This is a genomic window from Chloracidobacterium sp. (genome assembly GCA_016715795.1).
In the GTDB taxonomy this organism is placed as follows: domain Bacteria; phylum Acidobacteriota; class Blastocatellia; order Pyrinomonadales; family Pyrinomonadaceae; genus OLB17.
Genome location: JADJXP010000002.1, coordinates 1216674 through 1238235 on the forward strand (window position 1 = coordinate 1216674; position 21562 = coordinate 1238235).

At 55.1% G+C, this 21562-nt stretch carries 21 protein-coding genes; 20 read left to right on the plus strand and 1 reads right to left on the minus strand.

Annotation, left to right across the window (positions count from 1 at the left end):
- Positions 1-20: 20 nt before the first annotated feature.
- From IPM59_10500 to IPM59_10550, 11 genes are all read left to right on the plus strand, one after another.
- The gene (locus IPM59_10500) at positions 21-1148 is read left to right on the plus strand and encodes a glycosyltransferase family 4 protein (protein ID MBK9216009.1); all 1128 of its coding nucleotides are present in this window, start codon (positions 21-23) and stop codon (positions 1146-1148) included.
- 34 nt (positions 1149-1182) lie between these two features.
- On the plus strand, positions 1183-1965 hold the full coding sequence (rfbF, locus tag IPM59_10505; GenBank protein ID MBK9216010.1) for a glucose-1-phosphate cytidylyltransferase: 783 nt from the start codon (positions 1183-1185) through the stop codon (positions 1963-1965).
- A 16-nt stretch (positions 1966-1981) separates the two neighbouring features.
- A complete protein-coding gene (locus tag IPM59_10510) occupies positions 1982-2977 on the plus strand; it encodes an NAD-dependent epimerase/dehydratase family protein (protein ID MBK9216011.1) in 996 nt (331 codons plus the stop codon).
- A 4-nt stretch (positions 2978-2981) separates the two neighbouring features.
- Positions 2982-3941: an NAD(P)-dependent oxidoreductase gene (locus IPM59_10515; protein ID MBK9216012.1), complete on the plus strand. Its 960-nt coding sequence runs from the start codon at positions 2982-2984 to the stop codon at positions 3939-3941.
- Entirely contained in the window at positions 3929-5443 is a 1515-nt protein-coding gene (locus IPM59_10520; protein MBK9216013.1) for an oligosaccharide flippase family protein, read from the plus strand. The genes IPM59_10515 and IPM59_10520 overlap by 13 nt, the downstream gene beginning before the upstream one ends.
- Positions 5440-6099, plus strand: a complete 660-nt coding sequence (locus IPM59_10525) for a methyltransferase domain-containing protein (GenBank protein MBK9216014.1) — start codon at positions 5440-5442, stop codon at positions 6097-6099. Before IPM59_10520 ends, IPM59_10525 begins: the two co-directional genes overlap by 4 nt.
- Positions 6100-7635 (plus strand): hypothetical protein, encoded by a 1536-nt coding sequence (locus IPM59_10530; GenBank protein ID MBK9216015.1) that lies wholly within the window; start codon positions 6100-6102, stop codon positions 7633-7635.
- 13 nt (positions 7636-7648) lie between these two features.
- Entirely contained in the window at positions 7649-8659 is a 1011-nt protein-coding gene (gene rfaE2 / locus IPM59_10535) for a D-glycero-beta-D-manno-heptose 1-phosphate adenylyltransferase (GenBank protein MBK9216016.1), read from the plus strand.
- Complete coding sequence (gene rfaE1, locus IPM59_10540; GenBank protein ID MBK9216017.1) at positions 8653-9612, plus strand: D-glycero-beta-D-manno-heptose-7-phosphate kinase; 960 nt, start codon at positions 8653-8655, stop codon at positions 9610-9612. The genes rfaE2 and rfaE1 overlap by 7 nt, the downstream gene beginning before the upstream one ends.
- Positions 9609-10604, plus strand: coding sequence for a glycosyltransferase family 4 protein (locus IPM59_10545; GenBank protein MBK9216018.1), 996 nt, complete (start codon positions 9609-9611; stop codon positions 10602-10604). Before rfaE1 ends, IPM59_10545 begins: the two co-directional genes overlap by 4 nt.
- A gap of 480 nt (positions 10605-11084) precedes the next feature.
- Positions 11085-11483, plus strand: coding sequence for a hypothetical protein (locus IPM59_10550; GenBank protein MBK9216019.1), 399 nt, complete (start codon positions 11085-11087; stop codon positions 11481-11483).
- Between the two features lie 46 nt (positions 11484-11529).
- Here IPM59_10550 and IPM59_10555 read toward each other — a convergent pair whose 3' ends face one another.
- Positions 11530-12507: a GDP-mannose 4,6-dehydratase gene (locus IPM59_10555; protein MBK9216020.1), complete on the minus strand. Its 978-nt coding sequence runs from the start codon at positions 12505-12507 to the stop codon at positions 11530-11532.
- Positions 12508-12607: 100 nt separating this feature from the next.
- Between IPM59_10555 and IPM59_10560 the strand changes: the two genes are divergently transcribed.
- From IPM59_10560 to IPM59_10600, 9 genes are all read left to right on the plus strand, one after another.
- Positions 12608-13486 carry an SDR family oxidoreductase gene (locus IPM59_10560; protein MBK9216021.1) on the plus strand — a complete coding sequence of 293 codons (879 nt, stop codon included), beginning with the start codon at positions 12608-12610 and terminating at the stop codon, positions 13484-13486.
- Positions 13486-14655 (plus strand): glycosyltransferase, encoded by a 1170-nt coding sequence (locus tag IPM59_10565; protein MBK9216022.1) that lies wholly within the window; start codon positions 13486-13488, stop codon positions 14653-14655. The genes IPM59_10560 and IPM59_10565 overlap by 1 nt, the downstream gene beginning before the upstream one ends.
- Before the next feature lie 62 nt (positions 14656-14717).
- A complete protein-coding gene (locus tag IPM59_10570; protein ID MBK9216023.1) occupies positions 14718-15764 on the plus strand; it encodes a polysaccharide biosynthesis protein in 1047 nt (348 codons plus the stop codon).
- Positions 15765-15768: 4 nt separating this feature from the next.
- Positions 15769-16869, plus strand: a complete 1101-nt coding sequence (wecB, locus tag IPM59_10575) for a UDP-N-acetylglucosamine 2-epimerase (non-hydrolyzing) (protein MBK9216024.1) — start codon at positions 15769-15771, stop codon at positions 16867-16869.
- A 4-nt stretch (positions 16870-16873) separates the two neighbouring features.
- Entirely contained in the window at positions 16874-18103 is a 1230-nt protein-coding gene (locus IPM59_10580; GenBank protein ID MBK9216025.1) for a glycosyltransferase family 4 protein, read from the plus strand.
- Positions 18104-18417: 314 nt separating this feature from the next.
- Entirely contained in the window at positions 18418-19434 is a 1017-nt protein-coding gene (locus IPM59_10585) for a glycosyltransferase family 4 protein (protein ID MBK9216026.1), read from the plus strand.
- 136 nt (positions 19435-19570) lie between these two features.
- A complete protein-coding gene (locus IPM59_10590; protein MBK9216027.1) occupies positions 19571-20389 on the plus strand; it encodes a hypothetical protein in 819 nt (272 codons plus the stop codon).
- A gap of 112 nt (positions 20390-20501) precedes the next feature.
- On the plus strand, positions 20502-20990 hold the full coding sequence (locus IPM59_10595) for a PqqD family protein (GenBank protein MBK9216028.1): 489 nt from the start codon (positions 20502-20504) through the stop codon (positions 20988-20990).
- A gap of 87 nt (positions 20991-21077) precedes the next feature.
- Positions 21078-21548: a PqqD family protein gene (locus tag IPM59_10600; protein MBK9216029.1), complete on the plus strand. Its 471-nt coding sequence runs from the start codon at positions 21078-21080 to the stop codon at positions 21546-21548.
- Positions 21549-21562: the final 14 nt, after the last annotated feature.

Genomic DNA, 21562 nt, shown 5'->3' on the forward strand with positions numbered 1-21562 from the left:
AGATATATTTCCGGTCGCTAATGAAAGCGGCAAGAGGAAAGTATGCCGTCTCGGCAATGCTGCCGTCGGACTCGGACCGTAAGCTGCTCGATTATCTCGACGATCTCGAGATAGAATTAGAATTCCTCGATCCCGCGCCCTCAGCCGTCGATGCGCTCGGCATCTTGGATAGGCTTCGACGCCGAGTGGCTCTGTTTCGCTCGGAAACCGCGTTGACAGATCGAATTCTTGCCCGGCCAGATCTGTCGGACACGATCGTTCACATCGACATGGGATTCTGGCAGTCGTTCCGCTCACTTTACCGATTGTCGGGGAGGGCGAACGTATTCATGACGGTCCACACGGCACTGCCGCCCGTTGGGAAGATACGGTCGCTGGTATGGTGGGTCAAGGGAAACCTGCTCAGCAGGCGGCCGCGTTTCCGACTGCTCGCGTCGAACGAGGAGGCCAGGAAAGGCGTCAGGCCGTACATCACTTCGGCGATGTTTGACAAGATCGAGGTTGCCTATTCTGGCTACGATCCGGACGAGGTCGGAAAGATAGACGCGGAGGTTCAATCGACACGTGACAGGTACGGTATCAGACCCGCTGTCCCTCTGATCGTGACGAGCGGACAATTCATTGAACGAAAGGGATGTTGGACGGTACTTGAGAGTCTAAAGCATCTTCGGGCGAGCGGACAGGCATACGTTTTTCTCTGGCTCGCGACATCAATACCCGACGCGGCGGCCATGGCACGGATCGCAGAATACGGCCTCGGCGAGTTATTTCGGCTGCTCACGCCCGACGACATCGGCCCAACTCGGCATGATCTCTTGACACTCGTTGCTGCTGCCGACATTTTTGTCCTTGCGAGTCTGCAGGAAGGCCTGCCAATATCGCTGATCGAGGCGATGGAGCTCGGCCGACCCTCTGTCGCCACACGCATCGGAGCCATCCCGGAGGCAATCACGGACGGGAAAAATGGCATCTTGATCGCACCAAGTGATCCTGACGAACTGGCCGCCGCTATCATTGACCTGATCAATGACAAGGCGAAGCGCGAGAGGCTCGGCGCGGCCGGGGCGGAAACAGTGCGAGCCAGTTTTAATGCCGCACGCGCCGCTGAAGAGGTCGTAGATATTTACGATTCGGTATGGCAAACCTGAAGGCGGCAATGTAGAATCCTCGTTTGATCTCGATATGAAAGTTGCAATCCTCTGCGGCGGACAAGGTACTAGATTAAGGGAACATACCGAAACTCTGCCCAAACCAATGGTCGAGATCGGCGGACGGCCTATGCTTTGGCATATAATGCAGATCTATTCGCATTTTGGCCTGCGCGAGTTCGTTTTGTGCCTGGGCTACAAGGGCTCGATTATTAAGGATTATTTTCGCAACTATCGGCTCCGGAACAACGATCTCGAGGTTCGGCTCGGTGCGGAGTCGTCCGTCCGAACTCTGGGCGAGACCAACGAACAAGACTGGACCATTTCACTCATAGAAACGGGTGAGAGAGCTCAAACCGGTGCGAGAGTGTTTCGGGTCAGGAAACACCTCGGCAATCAGACATTTTGTCTGACATATGGCGACGGCCTTGGCAGTGTAGATATCCGAGCACTCGTGGAGTTCCATAAACGGCACGGCAAGATCGCAACCGTAACCGGCGTTCGGCCGCCGGGCCGTTTCGGCGAATTGGAATTGGACGGCGATCAGGTTGTCGCCTTTGCAGAGAAGCCGCAGGTCACACAAAGCTTTATTAACGGCGGCTTTTTTGTTATGGAGCCAGCATTTATCGAGCGATATCTTAATGATGATGAGGACCTGATACTGGAGCGTCAACCGCTTCAGCAAGTCGCCGCCGACGGCGAGCTAATGATGTACCCGCACACGGACTTTTGGCAGCCCATGGATACCTACCGCGAGTGGAAGATGCTTGACGAGATGTGGCAGAACGGTTCAGCCGAGTGGAAACTTTGGAGCTAGACAATTCAATCTCTTTATGACCATATCCGATAACCGATTTTGGCTTGACCGCCCCGTGTTCGTAACCGGAGCCACAGGGTTGCTCGGTAGTTGGTTGACACGCAGGCTAAATGATCTCGGCGCGAAGTCTGTCGTCCTGATCCGTGACTGGGTCCCTGAGTCTGAGTTGCTCCAGAGCGGCACAAGCAAGAGCTCCACCGTGATACGTGGGGAGCTCACGGATCTGGAACTACTGGAACGAGTTCTTAACGAGTACGAGATTCGGACAGTATTTCATGCCGCCGCGCAGACAATTGTTGGGACGGCGAACCGAGGCCCTATCTCGACTTTCGAATCGAACATCAAGGGTACATGGTGCTTACTGGAGGCGGCTCGCCGATCTACGTTGATCGAACAGGTCATCGTTGCATCGTCCGACAAGGCCTATGGGGCTCACGACGTGCTCCCATATTCGGAAGAAGCGCCGTTACAGGGCCGACACCCTTACGACGTCAGCAAATCATGTGCGGACCTTGTCGCACAGAGTTATGCTCACACATTTCATACGCCGGTCTGTATAACTCGGTGCGGCAATCTTTTCGGTGGTGGCGATCTCAATTGGAACAGATTGATCCCGGGCACGATTCGATCAGTAATTCGCGGTGAGGCTCCGATAATCCGGAGCGACGGAACCTATATCCGGGATTATTTTTATGTAGAGGATGCAGCGTCGGCGTATGTTAGTCTTGCGGAAAAAATGGCGGCCGACGGTTCGATTACCGGTCACGCGTTCAACTTCAGCAACGAGGTCCAGTTGACCGTCCTCGAAATGACGGTCAAGATCCTGAACCTATTGGGCCGCGGCGATATTGAACCAATTATCCTCGGAGAAGCTCAGAACGAAATTCCGCATCAGTATCTCAGCGCCGAGAAAGCCCGCAACGTGCTGGGCTGGCGCTCGGCCTTTTCTATCGAAGACGGCCTTGCGCGGACGATCGACTGGTACCGAAACTTTCTCTCAACGATCAAGTAGAGCAATGAAAGGAGGGGCTTTCGAGAGGATCCTTGTGACGGGCGGAACGGGTTTTATTGGCCGCAAGGTTACGGCCCGGCTAGTCGCTGAGGGACATCGGCCCGTCGTCACGCAACTTGGCCCGCTACCGGACAGTTTCAGCCTCGCCGCTGATGTTGAACTGGTCGACCTCGATCTTCGGGACTTCGAATCGGTTGGTCGGCTGATCGATGACCTTCAACCGGAACTTGTGCTGCACCTGGCGGGCGTAACGGGCCACTCTGATCCCGACGGTCGGCTGTGCGACGAGATAAATCACAGGGCCACCGGCTACCTACTCGAACGGCTCATTGAAAATAAGGTTGCGAAGGTCGTGATGATCGGCAGCGCGGCTGAATACGGACAGCAGCAGACACCCTTCCGCGAAGGCATGCCTGAGCGTCCGGCCTCTGCCTATGCCCGATCGCGTGCACGCGCGACACGACACGCGCTTTCACTTGGCTCTACCGCTAATTTGCCAATAACCATCCTTCGACTCTTTTCCGTTTACGGCATCGGGCAGCCGATGCACATGTTCCTTCCGCAATTGATCACGCACGCTGTTTCGGCACAGGACTTCTGGATGACGAATGGGCGGCAGTTGCGAGATTTTGTGCACGTTGAGGATGTCGCATCAGGAATTCTGCAGGCAGCGACATCGAGCGAGGCAAACGGCAGGATCATCAATCTCGCGGGTGGCGTAGGCCACAGCCTGTCGTCAGTCGCCAAGGTCGTCTGGGGCTACTGCGGAACCGACGAATCTCTATTACACATCGGTGCTTTTGACGCCCACGGCGATGATGCTTTTGATACCCACGCCGATATTAGTCTCGCCCTAGATATTCTCGGCTGGCGACCGGCGCGGGAGTTTATTTCCAACAATGAACCGGCCGAGGCCCTCACTGAAATGATCGAGTACATCCGGGAGGCAATGTGCCCGAACTGATTGAGCGGCAAACGTCCCAAAGCGTTGTACGCAATGTGCTGTTTGGCCTCGTGACATGGATTCTGCCGCTGTGTCTGGGTCTAGTTGCAACCCCCATCCTTGTCGGCTCATTAGGTCATGCGGAATATGGGTTGTATGCACTGATCCTCGGGCTTGTCGGTTACTCGTTTACCTTTAATTTCGGCCGAGCGATAACCAAATACGTTGCAGAATTTCGTGCAACCGGACGGACGGAAGAGATCGCCGGTATCATCTCATCAAGCCTGGCCCTGAACATCACAATTGGTTTGGCAGGTTCGATCCTGTTATGCCTGCTGGCGGAGTGGCTCGTCCGTGATGTGTTTGCGATACCTGAAGCCGAACAGCAACTCACGATCCGCGCGATATACCTTGCATCGGCGATCATCTTCTTTACGATGCTAAGCCAGGTCTTCAGTTCGGTCCTTCACGGCCTGCAGCGATTTGATGTCTATTCGAAGATATTCTCGGTCCACAGCATATTACTCGTAAGCGGTAATATCTTATTGGCCCTGTTGAATTTCGACCTTCTAGGATTGTTGAAATGGAATCTGGCGCTCCTTGTTGTATTTTCCTTTATTTACGCTATCGCTGCGGTTCGCTTGCTACCGGCTCCAAGAGCTCGAATAGGTTTCGCCGCCGGGATCCTTGGCAGGATCTTAGCCTACAGTGGAGCCATCGTCGTTTATCAAGTACTAGGCAACGTCGTTCTCCTGTTCGAACGCGGCTGGATCACACAGCGGCTCGGAAGTGAGAGCCTGACCTATTATGTGGTTCCGATGTCTTTGGGTATTTATCTACATGGCTTTATTTCGAGCCTTGTAATGGTCGTTTTTCCGCTCGCGAGCGAACTGGAACGGGATCGACATCGTCTGCAAAAGCTCTACACTAAAGCGACCAAGCTTGTGAGTGCGCTGGTCGTTTTCTTAGTTTTGAGCGTCCTGGTGGTTAATGAGCGGTTTCTCACTCTATGGATGGGGGCGGACTTTGCCGTGATTGCGGCACCATTGCTGGTGGCGCATATCATTTGCTTTGGTTTGGTCGCGATCTTGACTGTGTCGTGGCAAATGTCCGAGGGGCTTGGCCGTCCGCACTTTAATGCGATCCTTACGGGGATATCGTCTGTGATCTGCATTTCTTTGATGCTCGCCTTGATCGTCCCTTATGGGCTCCTCGGCGTTGCCGTAGCCCGCCTGATCGGCTTTGCAACGATCTTTTTTTCCATTCTCTTTGCAGAGAAATGGCTATTTGGTGCTGTCCAGGCGGACTTCTGGCTAACGCATCTCAGGCGGGTGATTCCGGCCGCGATCGTTGCTGGCATTTGCGAGTACGCACTGGCAAGGTTCCTGCCTCTCGGCTGGATGTCGCTTATTGCGATAGGGGGAGCCGGAGCAGCAGCATACGTTGTGCTCTTATGGCTATTGGATTTCGTAACGGTCGATGAGAAACTTCTAATCAGGGAGATCGCAAAACGCAAACGATGAAGAGTGTTCAGCGACTGGATTTCATCCGTTCGAGGTGCGCCGGTAAGAAGGTGCTTCACCTCGGGTGTGCCAACTATCCCTACACTCAGGACTCGATCGATAAGAAGATGCTGTTGCACTTCGAGCTCGAGCGAATAGCCTCCGGCCTTTATGGATTCGATTTCGATCAACCGGGCCTCGACATACTTGCCGCGAACGGATCCAAGAATCTCTACCGTGCGGATCTCGAGAAGCTCGACGAGGTCGAGCTCAATACGACGTTTGATGTCATCGTGGCCGGGGAAATGATCGAGCACCTCTACAATCCAGGCCTTTTCCTCCGCGGAATTCAGCGATTTATGGCCCCGGACTCGGCGCTTCTGCTAACCACGATCAATGCATTCTGCGGCATGCGCTTTATACAATACGGACTTCGTGGAAAAGGCGGCAAGCAGGAGCCGGTGCATCCGGATCACGTTGCATATTACTCCTATGCAACGCTGACAGTATTGTTAGGACGGCACGGCTTAAAAGTCGACGAGTTTTTATTTTATGATATAGGCGTGGAGCACAGGCCGCATAATCGCTGGTTCCTCAATCTGATGAACGATGTGTGCGTGCGGATAGCTCCGCAATGGTCTGACGGCGTTATCGCCGTTTGCTCGATTCAGAGATAGATGCAGGCAGCCGAACAGATCAAACACCGCTTCCGCAGCCGCCCAGAACCGTCTCCGATACCCGGAGTGATCGTAATGGTGACCGCAACCATCGTTGCCGTGCTTCTTTTGCTTGCGTTTGGCGGAGCTTTCGAAGCCTATCCGTACCTGTACCTGATGCCGTGGTTGCTGGGTTTGGCTGTCGTCATGGTCATCCCAAATGCGATCCTCTACTACCAGGGCCGGTTCAGCTTCGCTAATCCACTAGTTTTTGCGACGTGCTCATACTTTTTTCCTGCATTTGTGGTCGGAGGCGTATTTTTCGCCGGCGGCTGGTCGCAGCCATACTTTGTTCAGCTGATCCAGGATTCGAGCTATAATCTACCGCTCACGATCGTATTCGTCGGCCTCGCCTTTGCCGGTCTGTCCGTCGGCTACCTGGTGCCGCTTGGTGGTAAAGTAGGAGCATTTATCAGCGAGAGACTGCCGCTCGCCGATTACTCGCCGCGTTCCTTTGTAATACCCGGCCTTATTCTTCTGAGTTTGGGCGTGCTCAATACCGTCATAGCTTTCGGCTTGGGCTTGTTCGGATATCAAAAGGGGGACGAGATCAACTCTTACGACGGCCTTGTATATCTGACAACGCTCTTCTGGATGCAGGCAAGCTTCCTTCTGTGGCTTGTGATCTTTCGTCAAAAGTCGATCAAGCTGGCCTACGTGCCGATAGTGGCATTGTTGGCGTTAACAAGTCTTAGTAAAGCGATTTTCGCCGGAAATCGCGGGAGTATCGTTCAGATCTTTGCAGTGGTCGCCCTCGCATATATTCTGTCAGGACGGAGATTTAGCTTCAAACAGGGAGCAGTCGCAGGGATCATTCTGTCGGTCGGTCTTATGATCGGGATGATCTACGGAACAACGTTTCGCAACGTCAAGGGAACCGAGGCACAACAGAGCGCGGGCCAGTATGCCGAAAACGTGCTACACACCTTCGATCAGGTAGGCCGGAGCGATACTTGGGCAAGTATTCAGTTCGGTTTTGCTAGCCTGACGGAGCGTGTCGATGTCCTTAGCACGCTCGCGGTCGTCGTTTCAAACTATGAACAGCTTGCCCCGTATGAGGAGGCCTACGGCATCGACAACAACATCTGGATCGAAACAACGACGTTCTTCATTCCACGAGTGATCTGGACGGAGAAACCGTCGGTTTCGGACGCTCGACGCTTTAGCGATCTGTATTTTAACTTCGACGAATCATCCTTTGGAATCACGGTTGTCGGCGACCTGCTTCGCAACTTTGGCATAATTGGGATTCCGTTGGGAATGTTGGTTTTGGGGCTGATCTTGCGTGTCCTATACGATGCGCTGATCCATGGGCATCCGATGATCATCTGGCGGCAGACGGTCTATTTTATGCTGCTGATAACGGTTTCGTATGAGGGATTTTACGGAACGATCATTCCAACGCTGTTCAAGATCGGCCTGACCTCGGTGGTCGGTATTGTGATCGTGACATTGATCGCCAAGAAGGCCGACGCTTCCCGAAAACTACCTGCTTGATCCTTAAGGACAAATGCTTGTTTTTACAAATGGATGTTTTGATCTGATCCATCCGGGACATGTTGACCTTCTCGATCGTGCTCGTGCCCTTGGCGACCGATTAGTCGTTGGTATTAACAGCGACCGATCGGTAAGGGCAATAAAAGGGGCCGGTCGGCCGCTTCAGGATCAGGACGCTCGAAAAGCTGTGCTGCTTGGACTGCGTTCGGTCGATGAGGTCGTCATCTTCGACGAGCTTACACCTGAACGCCTGATCTCTGAGCTTAGGCCCGATGTGCTCGTGAAAGGCGGCGACTGGCAGATCGGGGAGATCGTCGGGGGCGACTTCGTTACGTCTTATGGCGGAACCGTTTTGTCGCTGGCGCTTAAGGGCGACTACTCTACGAGCAAGATAATCCAGAGGTCGGAGAATGGGTCGAAACCGGAAACGACACCTGGGATCGACGCATCATTGCTCGAACATACTGAGGTATTGCAGACGCTCGCGAGTCAATATCGACCTGCCATTAGCGAGTGTGCCGATCTGATACTAGGAGCTTTTGAAAAAGGAGGGAAGCTGCTCGTTTTCGGCAACGGGGGCAGCGCGGCGGACGCCCAGCACATCGCGGCCGAATTTTCGGGCCGCTTTGAGAGGGATCGACAGGCGCTGCCGGCGATAGCCCTGACGACCGACACATCAGCGTTGACGGCCGTCTCGAATGATTTTGGGTTCGAGCGGGTCTTTGCACGGCAGGTTGAGGCCCTCGCAAGCGAAGGAGACTGCGTCCTGGCTATCAGCACAAGCGGAAATTCGCCAAATATCATTGCCGCGGTGATGGAAGCACGCCGCCTCGGCTGTTCGGTAGTCGGCTTGACAGGGGCGACAGGTAAGAAACTTGCGGGGCTCTGCGATGCCGTTGTGATGGTCCCGTCCGAACGGACGGCCCGGATACAGGAAGCTCATATTACGGTTGCACATATCTGGTGCGAGCTAATTGACGCGCGGGCGGCCGATCTCCCTAATCGACAGGTACCGCAATGCTAGATTCATTCAAGAACACAACGATCATGGTTGTCGGCGATGTGATGCTGGACACGTACCTTCTAGGGCGCGTCGAGCGAATATCTCCGGAAGCACCGGTCCCGGTCGTGAATCTTGAGGAGACACGTTCAGTTCCAGGAGGAGCCGCCAACGTAGCGCTGAATGCGGTTGGCCTTGGGGCGAGTGTTCACTTGATCGGAACTATCGGGTTGGACCGCGAGGGTGACACACTACTTGATCTGCTTTCTAAAGGCGGAATTAACGTCGATGGCATTGTCGCCAGCCCGGGGACGCGAACCACGCACAAAACACGTGTGATTGCCCATAGCCAGCAGGTTGTTCGTATCGACCGCGATCATAAGGCCCATCTTTCCGACGGGGATCTGGCGAGGATAACAGAAGGTGTCGAAGCAGCGATGCCGGAGGTCGAGGCAGTAATTGTGTCTGATTATGCTAAAGGCCTACTCTCATCCGAATTCGCGGCCTGGCTGATCTCGGCCGCTCGGGCAGCAAATACGCCCGTATTTGTTGACCCGAAAGGCCGCGATTACGGGCGATATAGGAATGCCACCGTCATCACTCCGAATAAACGTGAGGCGGCCGAGGCGTGCAACCTTCCCTTGGACCATCCGGACCTTGTCAAGCTGGCAGGCACAAGTCTATTGAATGACCTTGAGTGCGACGCTGTCCTGATAACTCAGGGAGAGAACGGTATGACCGTCTTTGAGGGAGGAGCCACTGCTTATCATTTCGAGGCTACAGCCCAAGAAGTGTTTGACGTTACCGGGGCGGGCGACACCGTAATTGCCTCACTTGCGACAGCGTTTGCTTCCGGCCTCAGTATCAGGGAGGCCGCCGAGCTTGCCAATACAGCAGCGGGGATCGTCGTGCAGCAGGTGGGAACCAGCGCGATCACTGCTGAAGCTCTCGATCAGACAATCAAGGGCCGACGATGACCAAGATCCTATTCATCGAACGTAAGCCGTTTGATTCGTTCAGCATCGAAAGGGCATTTCGCGACATCGCCGGTGCCCTACCGACCGAGATGGAACCTGAGTTCATCCAACTGCCGTATGGAAATCGCTTTCTTGACACTCTGAGAAACCTGCTCCTTTTTCGCGGGCGGAGGGCCGATATCTATCACATTACCGGGCAGGTGCACTATATCGGCTTGCGACTCTCGCGGCACGACACGATCTTGTCGATCATGGATGTGCGATTTCTCTACCGAGAACCCGGCTTTCGCCGCTGGCTGCTGAAGAAGCTATACCTGGACTGGCCCGTCAGCCGTCTGGACGTTATCACGGCCATCTCCGAGGAAACGAAGCGAGAGATCGTCAAATACACGGGCTGTAAGCCGGAGAAGGTCCATGTTCTTGACCTTCCGGTAACACCGTCGGGCCGGCCACCTGCGGAAAGCGAATTCAATGCGGCTGAGCCGTCCATCCTCCAGGTTGGCACGATGGAGAATAAGAATATCCCCAATCTCGCAAGAGCATTGAACGGGCTGAAGTGCCGACTGCGTATCATCGGCCGTCTCTCCGGCGAACAGGTCCGCGTCCTCGATGAGAACAACCTCAATTACGAAACCCTCATCGACCTGACCGAGGAACAGGTCTGGGACGAATACGAAAACGCCGACATCGTCACATTTTGTTCGCTCTACGAGGGCTTTGGCCTGCCAATAGTCGAAGCCCAGTCATTCGGTAAGCCTGTCGTCACCAGCAACCGCAGCCCGATGAGCGAGACGGCCGGCCCCGACGGCGCCGTTTTTGTCGATCCGACCAGCCCTCACAGCATCAGAGAAGGGGTCGACCGTCTGATCGCGGACGGAGAATTACGCAGCCGGCTCCACGCCGCGGGACTTGTCAATGTCGAGCGTTTCCGGCCCGAACAAGTCGCCCTCGGCTACGCTGCGCTTTATAGAAAGCTTCTCGACGCGAAGTAAAAGGTCGCGACGAACCAAACTTTGCAGAAATTCTTGGCTTTCGCTATCTTCAGGTCAGGAAGGACCTCGGCCCCGTCCAGCTTGACTCATCTCTCATGTCAGCGGGGCCAAGGCCCGTTCCTGACTGCGAGTTGCCGAAGTCGATACAATACCCGTGCATCAGGCCGTTTTGTATCGACATTTTTGCCAGTTGTATCGACGAATTTCCAAGAAAGTCGGCCCGACTTGTCCGGCCGTTGATCATGTTGTGGGGATCTGATCATCGACCACCCTTATCCTTCCGTTAAACGCCGCCCTTGTCCCGTCGGTCTGACTCGCTGCTCCTCGCGGTACTGATGGCGGAAAACGGACATTTGTAACGCCGCTCATTCTACGCAATCTGTGCAGTTTTGAGAGATCTGCGTCATTTTGTGCATTCTGCGTCATTTTGCGTATTTTCGTATTGTCGAAGGAGCAAGGCCGTGTTATAAATGGCACGCTATGATGACAAACTGGGAAGAAATACCACGCGGCGATATCGCTCCGGGTGCCGCCGGCATACACGTAACACTCAATCCAAAAGGGCTGATCGCGATCAGCCGGTTCACATATCAAGTGCTTGGGGAACCGACGGCAGTTCTACTGCTGTACGATCGGGCAAACTGTCGCATCGGCTTAAAACCGTCCGAGCATAACCGGCGCAACGCCTATCCCGTGGGCAAACGTCAACAGGGGGCCAAGGTCATTCGCGCCTGCCGCCTGATGCGCCAGCACAATATAACCCTCACCACCGCGATCCAATTCCAGGACGCCCGGATCGACGAACACGGCATCCTGGTCCTTGACCTGCGAACAGCCAAGGTATCAAATCGAGTGAGAACGCCGGTCCATTCGAAATGATCGAGGACGTGGTGAGGATAGGCAAGCCGGATGCAAGCATTTGCGGTCAGGCGGTCGCGGTCTCGGCATCGTTAAACCGGGTCAGCCAGTATTCGATCATCTCGTCGAGCATTGATTCGAAGGTATAGGTTGGCGACCAGCCGGTGGCGGTGCGGAGTTTCATGCTGTCTACCTTCAGTTGGCGGCGGTCTTCGGTGCGGACTAAGCTCGGTTCGATCTCGACGAGCTTATTCCAGTCGAGGCCGAGGCTGCCGAATACATACTCGACGAGTTCACTGACGGTATGCGCAGAGCCGGTTGCGCAAACATAATCGTCGGATCGTTCTTGCTGCAGCATTAGCCACATCGCCCTAACGTAGTCCTTTGCATGGCCCCAGTCGCGTTGAACATCGAGGTTGCCGATTGGCATTGTATCGGCGAGGCCGAGCTTAATGCGGACGGCCTCGCGACAGACCTTATTCGTGACGAAGTTGATACCGCGTCGCGGACTTTCATGATTAAAGAGGATGCCGTTCGCAATGAACATTCCATATGCGGCCCGATAATTTCTCGCCATCATGTAGGCAAACACTTTAGAGCATGCATAGGGCGAACCGGGATCCATTCTTGTCGTTTCGCGCTGGCAGCCGTCATCGTCAACCGAATCACCGAACATCTCGGACGACGACGCCTGATATATGCGAGCGAGCGGCGCATTGAGACGTGCCGCCTCAAACACATTGACGGCCCCGACGCCGGTGATCTTCGCCGTTATGACCGGCTCCTGAAAAGAGTGGCCAACGTGGGATTGGGCAGCGAGATTGTAGACCTCATCCGGCCGGATATCAGCAAATATCTGCGAAAGGCCGGAAAGATCCGAGATATCGCCCTCTACTAATTCGATCCGGTCACGGATCGGCTCTATCCGTGAAGAGCTCGAACCTTGTCGAGCGAGGCCAAAGACCTGATAGCCCTTTTCAAGCAAAAGTTCTGCCAGATAACTTCCGTCCTGGCCGTTTATACCTGTAATTAGGACTTTTTTCACGTTTTTAGGTATCGTAGTAAAGGCTCGATTATAGAGTCTCTGTTGAGTGCACTCCAACTCTGAAACCTCGAATCCACACGCCAGAACGGTCGATAACGCTATGAGAATTCTCGTATTTGGCGGAACAGGAATGCTCGGCCACAAGCTCGTCCAGGTCCTTGGGCGGCGGTTCGATGTGTGGGCCGCGGTTCGACGGCCTTTTGCCGAAGTCGAGAGATTTGGCATTTTTGACGGCGCACGTTGCATCGACCAGGTCGACGTCATGGATGAGGGATCAGTGAGGCGAGCCATCGACGTCGCCAAACCTGACGCGGTCATCAATGCCGTCGGCATTATCAAGCAGCGGCCCGAGGCAAAGGACGAGATGACGACGCTCGGCATCAATACTCTTTTCCCATTGAAACTCGCAGCCCTGAGCGAAACCCGAGGGTTTCGACTCATCACGATCAGTACCGACTGTGTGTTCAGCGGCTCGAAAGGGGATTATTCGGAGGCCGACGAACCTGATGCTCGCGACCTTTACGGCTTGAGTAAACGGCTTGGTGAGGTAAGCGCCGGAGACTGTTTGACGCTGCGAACCTCGATAATAGGCAGGGAATTGGAGAGCACTGCGAGCCTGGTCGAGTGGTTTCTGAGCAAACGGAACGGAGAGGTCGAGGGATGGACGAGAGCGATCTATTCGGGATTTCCCAGCATTGAGATGGTAAAGATAATCGGCGATGTTATCGAATTTCATCCCGACCTTCGCGGCCTTTATCACGTATCGAGCGAGCCGTTCAGCAAATTCGATCTATTGGAGCTGCTCAATGACGCCTACGATGCCAATATCAAGATCACCCCGTCCGAGAGAGTAACCATTGACCGCAGTCTGGACTCAACAAGGTTCCGAGATGTGACGGGTTACCAGCCGCCAGCGTGGCCTGAGATGGTTTCGGCGATGGCCGACGACCCGACACCTTACGACATGTTTCACGCATAATGGCCGAACGCCCAAAGATACTCGTTATTTGCGACTATTTCCTGCCGGGATTCGAAAGCGGCGGTGCGATGCGCACCTTGGTCAATATGATCGACCGGTTTAGCGGCCGGTTCGATTTTCGCGTCGTCACGCGGAACCACGACGGACCGCATAATCTTAAGCCCTACGAGAGCATCAACATCGGCGAATGGAACGATCTTGGGAATTGCCAAGCGTACTACCTTTCGCGCTTGGACGTTCGCAGCAGTACTATCAGGAAATTGATCGATGAAGTGAAGCCCGACGCAGTTTACCTAAATAGCGTTTTCAGTCCGCTTACGATCAGGACGCTCTTCCTACGGCGACTTGGAAACTTCGATGTTCCTGTTATCCTGGCGCCCGAAGGTGAACTCTGTGTCGGAGCCCTAACGCTTAATCCGATGCGAAAGGCCATCTTCCTTGCCGGGGCAAGAACGATTGGTCTGTATCGCGGTTTGATCTGGAAAGCCGCAGCGGATACCGAAAAGGACGATGTGCTGCGCGTCCTGGGCGACAACGGTCAAATGTTTGTTGCGCCGAACATGCCTCCGCGAACGATCTTTGACCAATACGCTGTGGGTGACAAGCCGCGGAAGAATGAGGGCCGTGCGCGTTTTGTCTTTCTTTCGCGGTTCATGCGAAAGAAGAACTTGAACTGGGTGCTCTCGCATCTTAAATCGATGAAGGGCGATCTGACGATCGACATCTACGGGCCGATCGAGGAGCAGGACTACTGGGAAGAGACACAGAAGATCGTGGCTTTGCTGCCGTCGAATATCAAGGTAGAGGCCAAAGGCCTTGTTTCGCCGGAAAAGGTTGCCGGCACCCTCTTTACCTACGATTTCTTTATTCTGCCGACCATAGGCGAGAACTTTGGCCACGTCTGCATCGAATCGCTCGCCGCCGGCTGCCCGCTGGTGATCAGCGACCAAACGCCGTGGCGAGGGCTGGAAGCCGACGGTATCGGCTGGGACCTTTCACTTGACAGTCTAGAAGCGTGGACGAATGTTATCCAGAGATGCATCGATATGGGTCCGGATGAATACTCGACGATGTCGCAGACAGCGCGAGGCTACGCCGAGCAATGGCTTGGCGACCCAAGCGTCGAGAGCACCAATCTCGCCGTGCTCGAGGCCGCAGTCGCCGACTAATGCATTTTTCACAACCTTTGCTTAGTGTTAAACTCTTTCGTTGGTTCGTTTTCTACTGATCCATGAGCATTCTTGAAGGTAAGAGGGTCCTGGTCACCGGCGGCACAGGTTCGCTTGGGCAGACGCTCGTAAAACGCATCCTGACGGGCGAGGCCGGCACGCCGGCACGCATCACGGTCTTTTCGAGGGACGAGGCAAAGCAGCATTACATGCGGCTCGATTTCCTCAACCGCGAGACGGCCACCGACGACGTTATTTATCAAAACTCACGTGACTTGTTGAATTTCCGCATCGGCGACGTCCGCGATTATCCGTCGCTGGTGACCGCGATGCGCGAGGCCGACATCGTATTCAATGCGGCAGCCCTGAAGCAGGTGCCGTCGTGCGAATATTTCCCGTTCGAGGCCGTTCAGACCAACATCAACGGGGCCGCGAACATCATCCGAGCCATCCGCGAAAACAACCTGCCGGTCAAAAAGATAATCGGCATCTCGACTGACAAGGCATGTAAACCTATCAACGTGATGGGAATGACAAAGGCCCTTCAGGAACGGATCCTGATCGAGGCGAACCGTGATTGCCCGGAGGTTCAGTTCAACTGTGTCCGCTATGGCAACGTGATCGCGTCGCGCGGGTCGATCATTCCGCTCTTTGTCGAGCAGATAACGAACGATCAGCCGATAACCATCACGCTGCCTGAGATGACGCGGTTTTTGCTGAGTCTCGACCGTGCTGTTGATACGGTCTTTGAGGCAGTCAATAGTGACGGCCGAGGCGAGACGTTCGTGCCAAAGGTCGGCTCGGCAAAGATAACCGATGTCGCCGCGGTTCTGATGGGCGACAAACAATTGCCCACCACCTTTACAGGCATTCGCCCCGGTGAAAAGGTCCACGAGATCATGGTCTCGGAGGAAGAATGCTTCCGCACGGTCGAACGCGGCAATTACTATGTCATCCTGCCGGTCTTGCCCGAACTGCGTGACGCCGCAGGCCAGACACCGGCCCTGCAGAGCGAGTATTCGTCAAAAGATAACAACCTCACCGGCGAACCGCTTGCGGAGTTGCTGGGCGATGCAAGCGATGAGATAAAACGGTTCCTAGGCCGCTAAGCGTATGAAGATAATGACCATTTTCGGCACGCGGCCGGAGATCATCAGGCTCAGCCTCGTGATGCGCGTTCTCGATCAGCACGCCGAGCACATTACCGTCCACACGGGCCAGAATTACGACGAGAGTCTGAGCGATGTGTTTATCCGTGAACTGGATATCCGAACGCCCGACGTGCATCTCGGCATAAAGTCAAAGACCTTTGGCGAGCAGATAGGTCAGATATTGTCAAAGATCGATGAGGTGCTCGATCAGCATAAACCCGACCGAGTTTTACTGCTCGGCGACACTAACAGCGCTCTGACGGCGATCGCGGCGGCCCGACGGCAGATAGCTGTATTCCATATGGAGGCAGGGAACCGGTGCTTCGACGACCGTGTGCCGGAGGAGATAAACCGCCGTATCATCGACCATTCGAGCACCGTCCTTATGCCATACACCGAGCGGAGCAAGGAGAACCTTGTTCGCGAAGGGGTCGATCGCGACCGCATTTTTGTAACCGGCAACCCGATCAAGGAGGTCCTTGACACTTTTGGCGACAACATCGAGAACAGCGACGTCCTGAAGGGCCTTTCGGTAAAACCGTTCGAGTATTTCCTCGTCACTTTGCACCGGTCGGAGAATGTCGATCTGCCGGAGCGGCTCGCGAGGATCTTTGCAGGCCTTAGCGAGGTCTCGAAGAAGTTTGGGAAGCAAGTCCTCGTTTCGGTGCATCCGCGAACTGCCGAACGCCTCGAGCAAGGCGGCCTGCGCCCTGATCCGAAAGAGATAAGATTGCTCAAGGCGTTGGGCTTTTTCGATTTCGTCAAGCTCGAAAAGAACTCGCTCGCCGTCCTCACCGACAGCGGCACCGTGCAGGAGGAATGTGCTATTTTCGGCATTCCAAACATTACGCTTCGTGACGTAACGGAGCGGCCTGAGACGCAGGAATGCGGCAGCAACATCCTCAGCGGTGCAGATGCCGATTCAATAGTCCGAGCGGTCGAGCTCGCTATCGCGCAGCCCGCAGCGTGGACGCCGCCGCGTGAATATATGGCCGCCAACGTGTCGCAGACGGTCAGCAAGATCGTCCTCGGCTATGTAAGCCAGCGCCGCCATTTTTCCTAGAATAATGTCCGCCGACAACACGCTTTGGGTACTGACCGAGGTTTATTATCCCGAGGAGATGTCCACGGGCTACTACCTCACGTCGATAGCCGAGCATCTGGCCAAAACGCGAAAGGTCAACGTTATTACCGGCCAGCCAAAGCATATGGCACGCGGCCTTCGGGCACCGAAAAAAGAGACGCATAACGGAGTTGATATCTTCCGCGCCTGGGGCACCACGCTCGACAAGAACGTGATGGCCTTTAGGCTGCTGAACATGCTCACCATCGGGCTGTCGGTCTTTCTGCACTCGCTGCGACATTTTCGAAAGGGTGATCAGGTGCTGGTCGTCACCGCGCCGCCGTCGCTGCCCGTGACGACGGCACTCGCGTCGCTGATCAAGGGGGCATCATATACACTGCTTGTTCAGGACAGCTACCCTGAGATACTCGTCGCGGTCGGCTCCGCAAGGGCCGATTCGTCGTTTGTCCGGTTCGTTCATTACGTAAATCGATGGGTTTACAAGCACGCGGCCAAGATCATCGTCATGGGGCGTGATATGAACGAACTCTTCCAAAACAAGACCGAGGGCCTTGACCTCCCGATCGTGACGATCCCAAACTGGGCCGACCTTGAAACGGTCGCGCCTCTGCCAAGAGGTGATAACGCCCTGCTGACGGAACTCGGCATAGCCGACAAGTTCGTTCTGCTCTACGCCGGAAATATTGGCCATCCAACTGATGTCGAGACGATCATCGAGGCGGCCGAGGGGCTTCAGAACAGGGAAGACATCCATTTTCTCTTTATCGGCGCCGGCGTTAAGAAGAAATGGCTAGCCGAAACTGCCGCTAAGCTCAGCAACGTCACCGTGCTCGACTATCGGCCACGGTCCGAGCAGACGGTCTTTCTGAACGCATGCGATGTCGGCCTTGTGGCGCTTGTTAAGGGTATGTGGGGTACGGCGATGCCGAGCCGGACGTATAACATCATGGCGGCGGGGAAACCGATGATCGCCCTCACGGACGAGGGAAGCGAGCTTGCCCGCGTGATCGACGAGGACGGCATCGGGTGGCATATTGAGCCCGACAATGCCGGGCAGCTTGAGACGGCGATCCTCACCGCGTATGATGCTCGCTCGGACCTCGCGGATATGGGTAGCCGCTCCCGCCAGGCTGCCGAGGAAAAATATTCGCTTGCCCTCGCGTGCGAAACTTATCGTCGAGTAATGGAACTGCCCCCTGCAAAAAATACTTGATTTGTGTGCATGGCTGTGCTATCGTTGCAACATCATGTCAGAGTGCTTGATATCGCTGCGTCCGGCAATTTGTAGGACACGCGTCGCACAAATCCCGTTTTTGCGCGAAATTTGTGGAACACGGTAAAAATCGGACGGTAACCTCCAGTAGTTTCAACACTTAGAGTGTTCCACGGGAGGGTGGAACACGGCGGAACAGAGGCGGAACAGCGGCGGAATGCTGACTGCCCGACAGCGTATCGCTAACAGGTCATGCGCCGGATTGACAGCCGCGCGCACTTCTTGATTCAATTGTGATTTTCCGCTTCGCTTGAATGATCGGACTTATCATCTTTATCTCGGTCCTGGCCATCTCGTTTATCGGTGTCGGCCTGTATCGGCGCATCGGCCTAAAAGGGCAGATCCTCGCCATCCCGAATGAACGGAGCTCGCACAGCGAGCCGACGCCGCACGGGGCCGGAGTTGTGATCGTCGTGCTGTGCCTTCTGGCCTATGTCCCGATCTCACTTTATGTGGTCGGGCCCTTTTCGTGGGGCTATTTTATTGGCGCAGTGCTGATCGCCGGCATCAGTTTTATTGACGACATCAAGACCGTGCCGTTCTTTTTCAGGTTGTTTATCCACGGCGTTGCGGCCGTGCTGCTGATGGCCGATCTGGACACCTGGCACGGCATCACGATGCTGGGCGGGCTGCAGTTGGGATGGTTTGGCTATTTGCTGACGTTCATGTGGATCGTGTGGATGGTAAATTCATACAACTTTATGGATGGGATCGACGGGCTGGCGGGCCTGCAGGCGGTGATCGCAGCCGTGGGCTGGCTGGTGCTATGCCGCATTCTCGACATGCAGTCGATCTACTATTTCGGCTGCGTCATAGGCGGGGCGAGCCTCGGGTTCCTGATCCAGAACCTGAGCAAGTCAAAGATATTTATGGGCGACGTTGGCAGCGCGTTCCTCGGGTTTACTTTTGCCGCATTGCCGCTGCTTGGGCGAAACCTTGCTAATAAATATCCCGATCTGCTGCCGATCGCAGCCGTTCTGTTTGTATGGTTCTTCCTATTTGATTCGATAGTGACGATCCTGCGGCGTGCCGTTCGCGGCGAAAAGATCTGGGTGGCTCACCGCGAGCACCTGTTCCAACGCCTGGTCAAATCCGGCTATTCGCATCGCGAGGTGACGATGATCTACGGCATTCTGGCGACGCTGCTGTCTATCACGGTGCTGCTCTCGGTTCAGTATCGCGAGGATATCAGCTTCGCAATAGCGCCGGTCGTCGTCGTGCTGACGAGCGCGCTGTTGTTTATCTGCTATCGGCGGAGCGTTCTGAATTGATGGCAGGGATTTATTCTGCGTTATCTGCGTCTCCGCTCAGCGTCCTCTGCGGGGAGTTCGGGCTCCATGCAGAGAACGCTGAGATTCTCGGAGAGATCGCAGAGAAGGAGAATCGGTTACGCCAAACGATATCCGGATGAGACACCCATACTCGACAAGATTCATCTCATACGGCGTTTGTGTCGAGATCGCAGGTAACGACAAGGGGCTGATCGCTGAGGCCGCTGAGACGGCAAGGCGTTCGCTGCTCGGCAATTTCAAGCTCGTGAGAGGCGGCCGGACGGACACGATGTTCGAGCTTACGATGTCGCCGAGCGGACGTTACTTTACAATTGCGAGGGATGGCGTTGGCATTGCGTCGGGGCGGTCCCGGTTCAAGTTCATTAAATTCTTTGATACGCTCGTGCGCGTCGCCATAGGCGAGACGGCTCCTGAATATGTCTTTCTCCACGCGGGCGTTGTCGGCTGGCGGGGCAAGGCCATAGTGATGCCGGCGGACAGCTTTCAGGGCAAATCGACCCTTGTGACCGAGCTTGTCCGCTGCGGGGCCGAGTATTATTCGGATGATTTCGCGATACTCGACGTCGAGGGGCGCGTGCATCCCTTTGCCCGCCGGATATCGATGCGAGGTAAGGACGCCCGCGGCCGGATGACCGTCTATGACCATTCTGCCGAGGAACTGGGCGGCATCGAGGGGAAACGCGCGATCCCTGTCGGCGCGATGATCTTTACGCGGTTTGCTGAGAACGGCCGATGGCGGCCAAAGGTGCTCACGGCGGGCGAAGGGGCTATGCAGGCGTTGCCGTTTACGCTATCATTGCATGCGAGGCCCGAATTCTCGCTTCGCCTCTTGAATTTGGCTGTGAGTCGTGCCATAATTGCTGCAAGTCTTAGAGGTAACGCAGAAAAATTCGCTCGAACTCTGCTCAATTTCGTTGACAAATGCGAAGATTGAGATAGAATGACATAAAAGTTTTGCATCTCTCGTGGTTTCGGTGTTTTCGCCTATCGGAGAGGTTTGACTAACGCACTGCTTGTTTGCATAATCAATTTGCTTGGAGGAGAAGATGAATAATTCGAAAAATCCGGTCGCCCGGCAGAGCGGGCTCGTTGTTCAGGAAATGCCCGACGAAGTGCTCGTATATGACATGCAGAGCAACAAGGCACACTGCCTGAATCGCTCGGCGGCAATGGTTTGGAAATCGTGCGACGGCAATAACTCTGTGGCCGACATCGTTCGCGAATTTGATGGCAAGGTTACCGAAGATTTCGTCTGGCTCGCTATCGACCAGCTCAACGAGAACAACCTGCTCGAGGCCGGCATGACGCCGCGCTTCGCCGGCCAGTCTCGCCGTCAGGTCCTCAAGACGATCGGCCTCGCATCAATGGTCGCGATCCCGCTCATCTCTTCTCTAGTCGCCCCGCAGAATGCGATGGCGAATATGTCGTGCTCATGTGTCGGCAACGGCGACTGCACCACGCGTGTAGGATGTCAGAGCCAACAGAACTGCAACCCCCAGGGCATTTGTGCACCGGGTGCCGCGCCCCGAACGTAGTTTTTCATTTTCTATCATTCGGAAGCAGTCAAGACATCAGGTCTTGACTGCTTCTTTTTTTTTGGTATTGTTCAGCTATAGGTGAAAATGCCCGCATTGTATAAGCCCAAGGCCAAGGCCAGCAATCTGGTGATGCAGCATGTTTCGGATGAGGTACTCCTCTATGATATGGCGAAACATCGAGCCTATTGCCTAAACTCAACTGCCGCCCTTATCTGGCAGAAATGCGACGGCGTGACCACGGTTGCCGAGATCGCGGAGGAGTTCACAACAGACCGAGCGGCTCTTGACGTCGTTTGGCTTGCGATAGATCAGTTGAACTCATTCGACCTGCTCGCAAATCCGCAGCCGCGCCGCTACGACGGGAGCTCGAGACGCAACGCTATCAAGGCCCTCGCTACCACCGCATTCGTGACAGTCCCGGTCGTCTCGACAATAGCGACGCCCACAGACAATCGGGGCTCACTCTCGGTCTGCGTTTGCGTCGGCAGCGGCGACTGCGTAAGAGTGGGATGCCCGAGCCCTCCGAACTGCGGCCCCAATGGCATCTGCATCTGAAGGGCTGCAGCAGA

Bases quoted from the DNA above. Each gene is read 5' to 3' on its own strand.
- IPM59_10500 (MBK9216009.1), top strand. From the start codon at position 21: ATGAAAGCGGCAAGAGGAAAGTATGCCGTCTCGGCAATGCTGCCGTCG.
- rfbF (MBK9216010.1), top strand. From the start codon at position 1,183: ATGAAAGTTGCAATCCTCTGCGGCGGACAAGGTACTAGATTAAGGGAA.
- IPM59_10510 (MBK9216011.1), top strand. From the start codon at position 1,982: ATGACCATATCCGATAACCGATTTTGGCTTGACCGCCCCGTGTTCGTA.
- IPM59_10515 (MBK9216012.1), top strand. From the start codon at position 2,982: ATGAAAGGAGGGGCTTTCGAGAGGATCCTTGTGACGGGCGGAACGGGT.
- IPM59_10525 (MBK9216014.1), top strand. From the start codon at position 5,440: ATGAAGAGTGTTCAGCGACTGGATTTCATCCGTTCGAGGTGCGCCGGT.
- IPM59_10530 (MBK9216015.1), top strand. From the start codon at position 6,100: ATGCAGGCAGCCGAACAGATCAAACACCGCTTCCGCAGCCGCCCAGAA.
- rfaE2 (MBK9216016.1), top strand. From the start codon at position 7,649: ATGCTTGTTTTTACAAATGGATGTTTTGATCTGATCCATCCGGGACAT.
- rfaE1 (MBK9216017.1), top strand. From the start codon at position 8,653: ATGCTAGATTCATTCAAGAACACAACGATCATGGTTGTCGGCGATGTG.
- IPM59_10545 (MBK9216018.1), top strand. From the start codon at position 9,609: ATGACCAAGATCCTATTCATCGAACGTAAGCCGTTTGATTCGTTCAGC.
- IPM59_10550 (MBK9216019.1), top strand. From the start codon at position 11,085: ATGATGACAAACTGGGAAGAAATACCACGCGGCGATATCGCTCCGGGT.
- IPM59_10560 (MBK9216021.1), top strand. From the start codon at position 12,608: ATGAGAATTCTCGTATTTGGCGGAACAGGAATGCTCGGCCACAAGCTC.
- IPM59_10565 (MBK9216022.1), top strand. From the start codon at position 13,486: ATGGCCGAACGCCCAAAGATACTCGTTATTTGCGACTATTTCCTGCCG.
- IPM59_10570 (MBK9216023.1), top strand. From the start codon at position 14,718: ATGAGCATTCTTGAAGGTAAGAGGGTCCTGGTCACCGGCGGCACAGGT.
- wecB (MBK9216024.1), top strand. From the start codon at position 15,769: ATGAAGATAATGACCATTTTCGGCACGCGGCCGGAGATCATCAGGCTC.
- IPM59_10580 (MBK9216025.1), top strand. From the start codon at position 16,874: ATGTCCGCCGACAACACGCTTTGGGTACTGACCGAGGTTTATTATCCC.
- IPM59_10585 (MBK9216026.1), top strand. From the start codon at position 18,418: ATGATCGGACTTATCATCTTTATCTCGGTCCTGGCCATCTCGTTTATC.
- IPM59_10590 (MBK9216027.1), top strand. From the start codon at position 19,571: ATGAGACACCCATACTCGACAAGATTCATCTCATACGGCGTTTGTGTC.
- IPM59_10595 (MBK9216028.1), top strand. From the start codon at position 20,502: ATGAATAATTCGAAAAATCCGGTCGCCCGGCAGAGCGGGCTCGTTGTT.
- IPM59_10600 (MBK9216029.1), top strand. From the start codon at position 21,078: ATGCCCGCATTGTATAAGCCCAAGGCCAAGGCCAGCAATCTGGTGATG.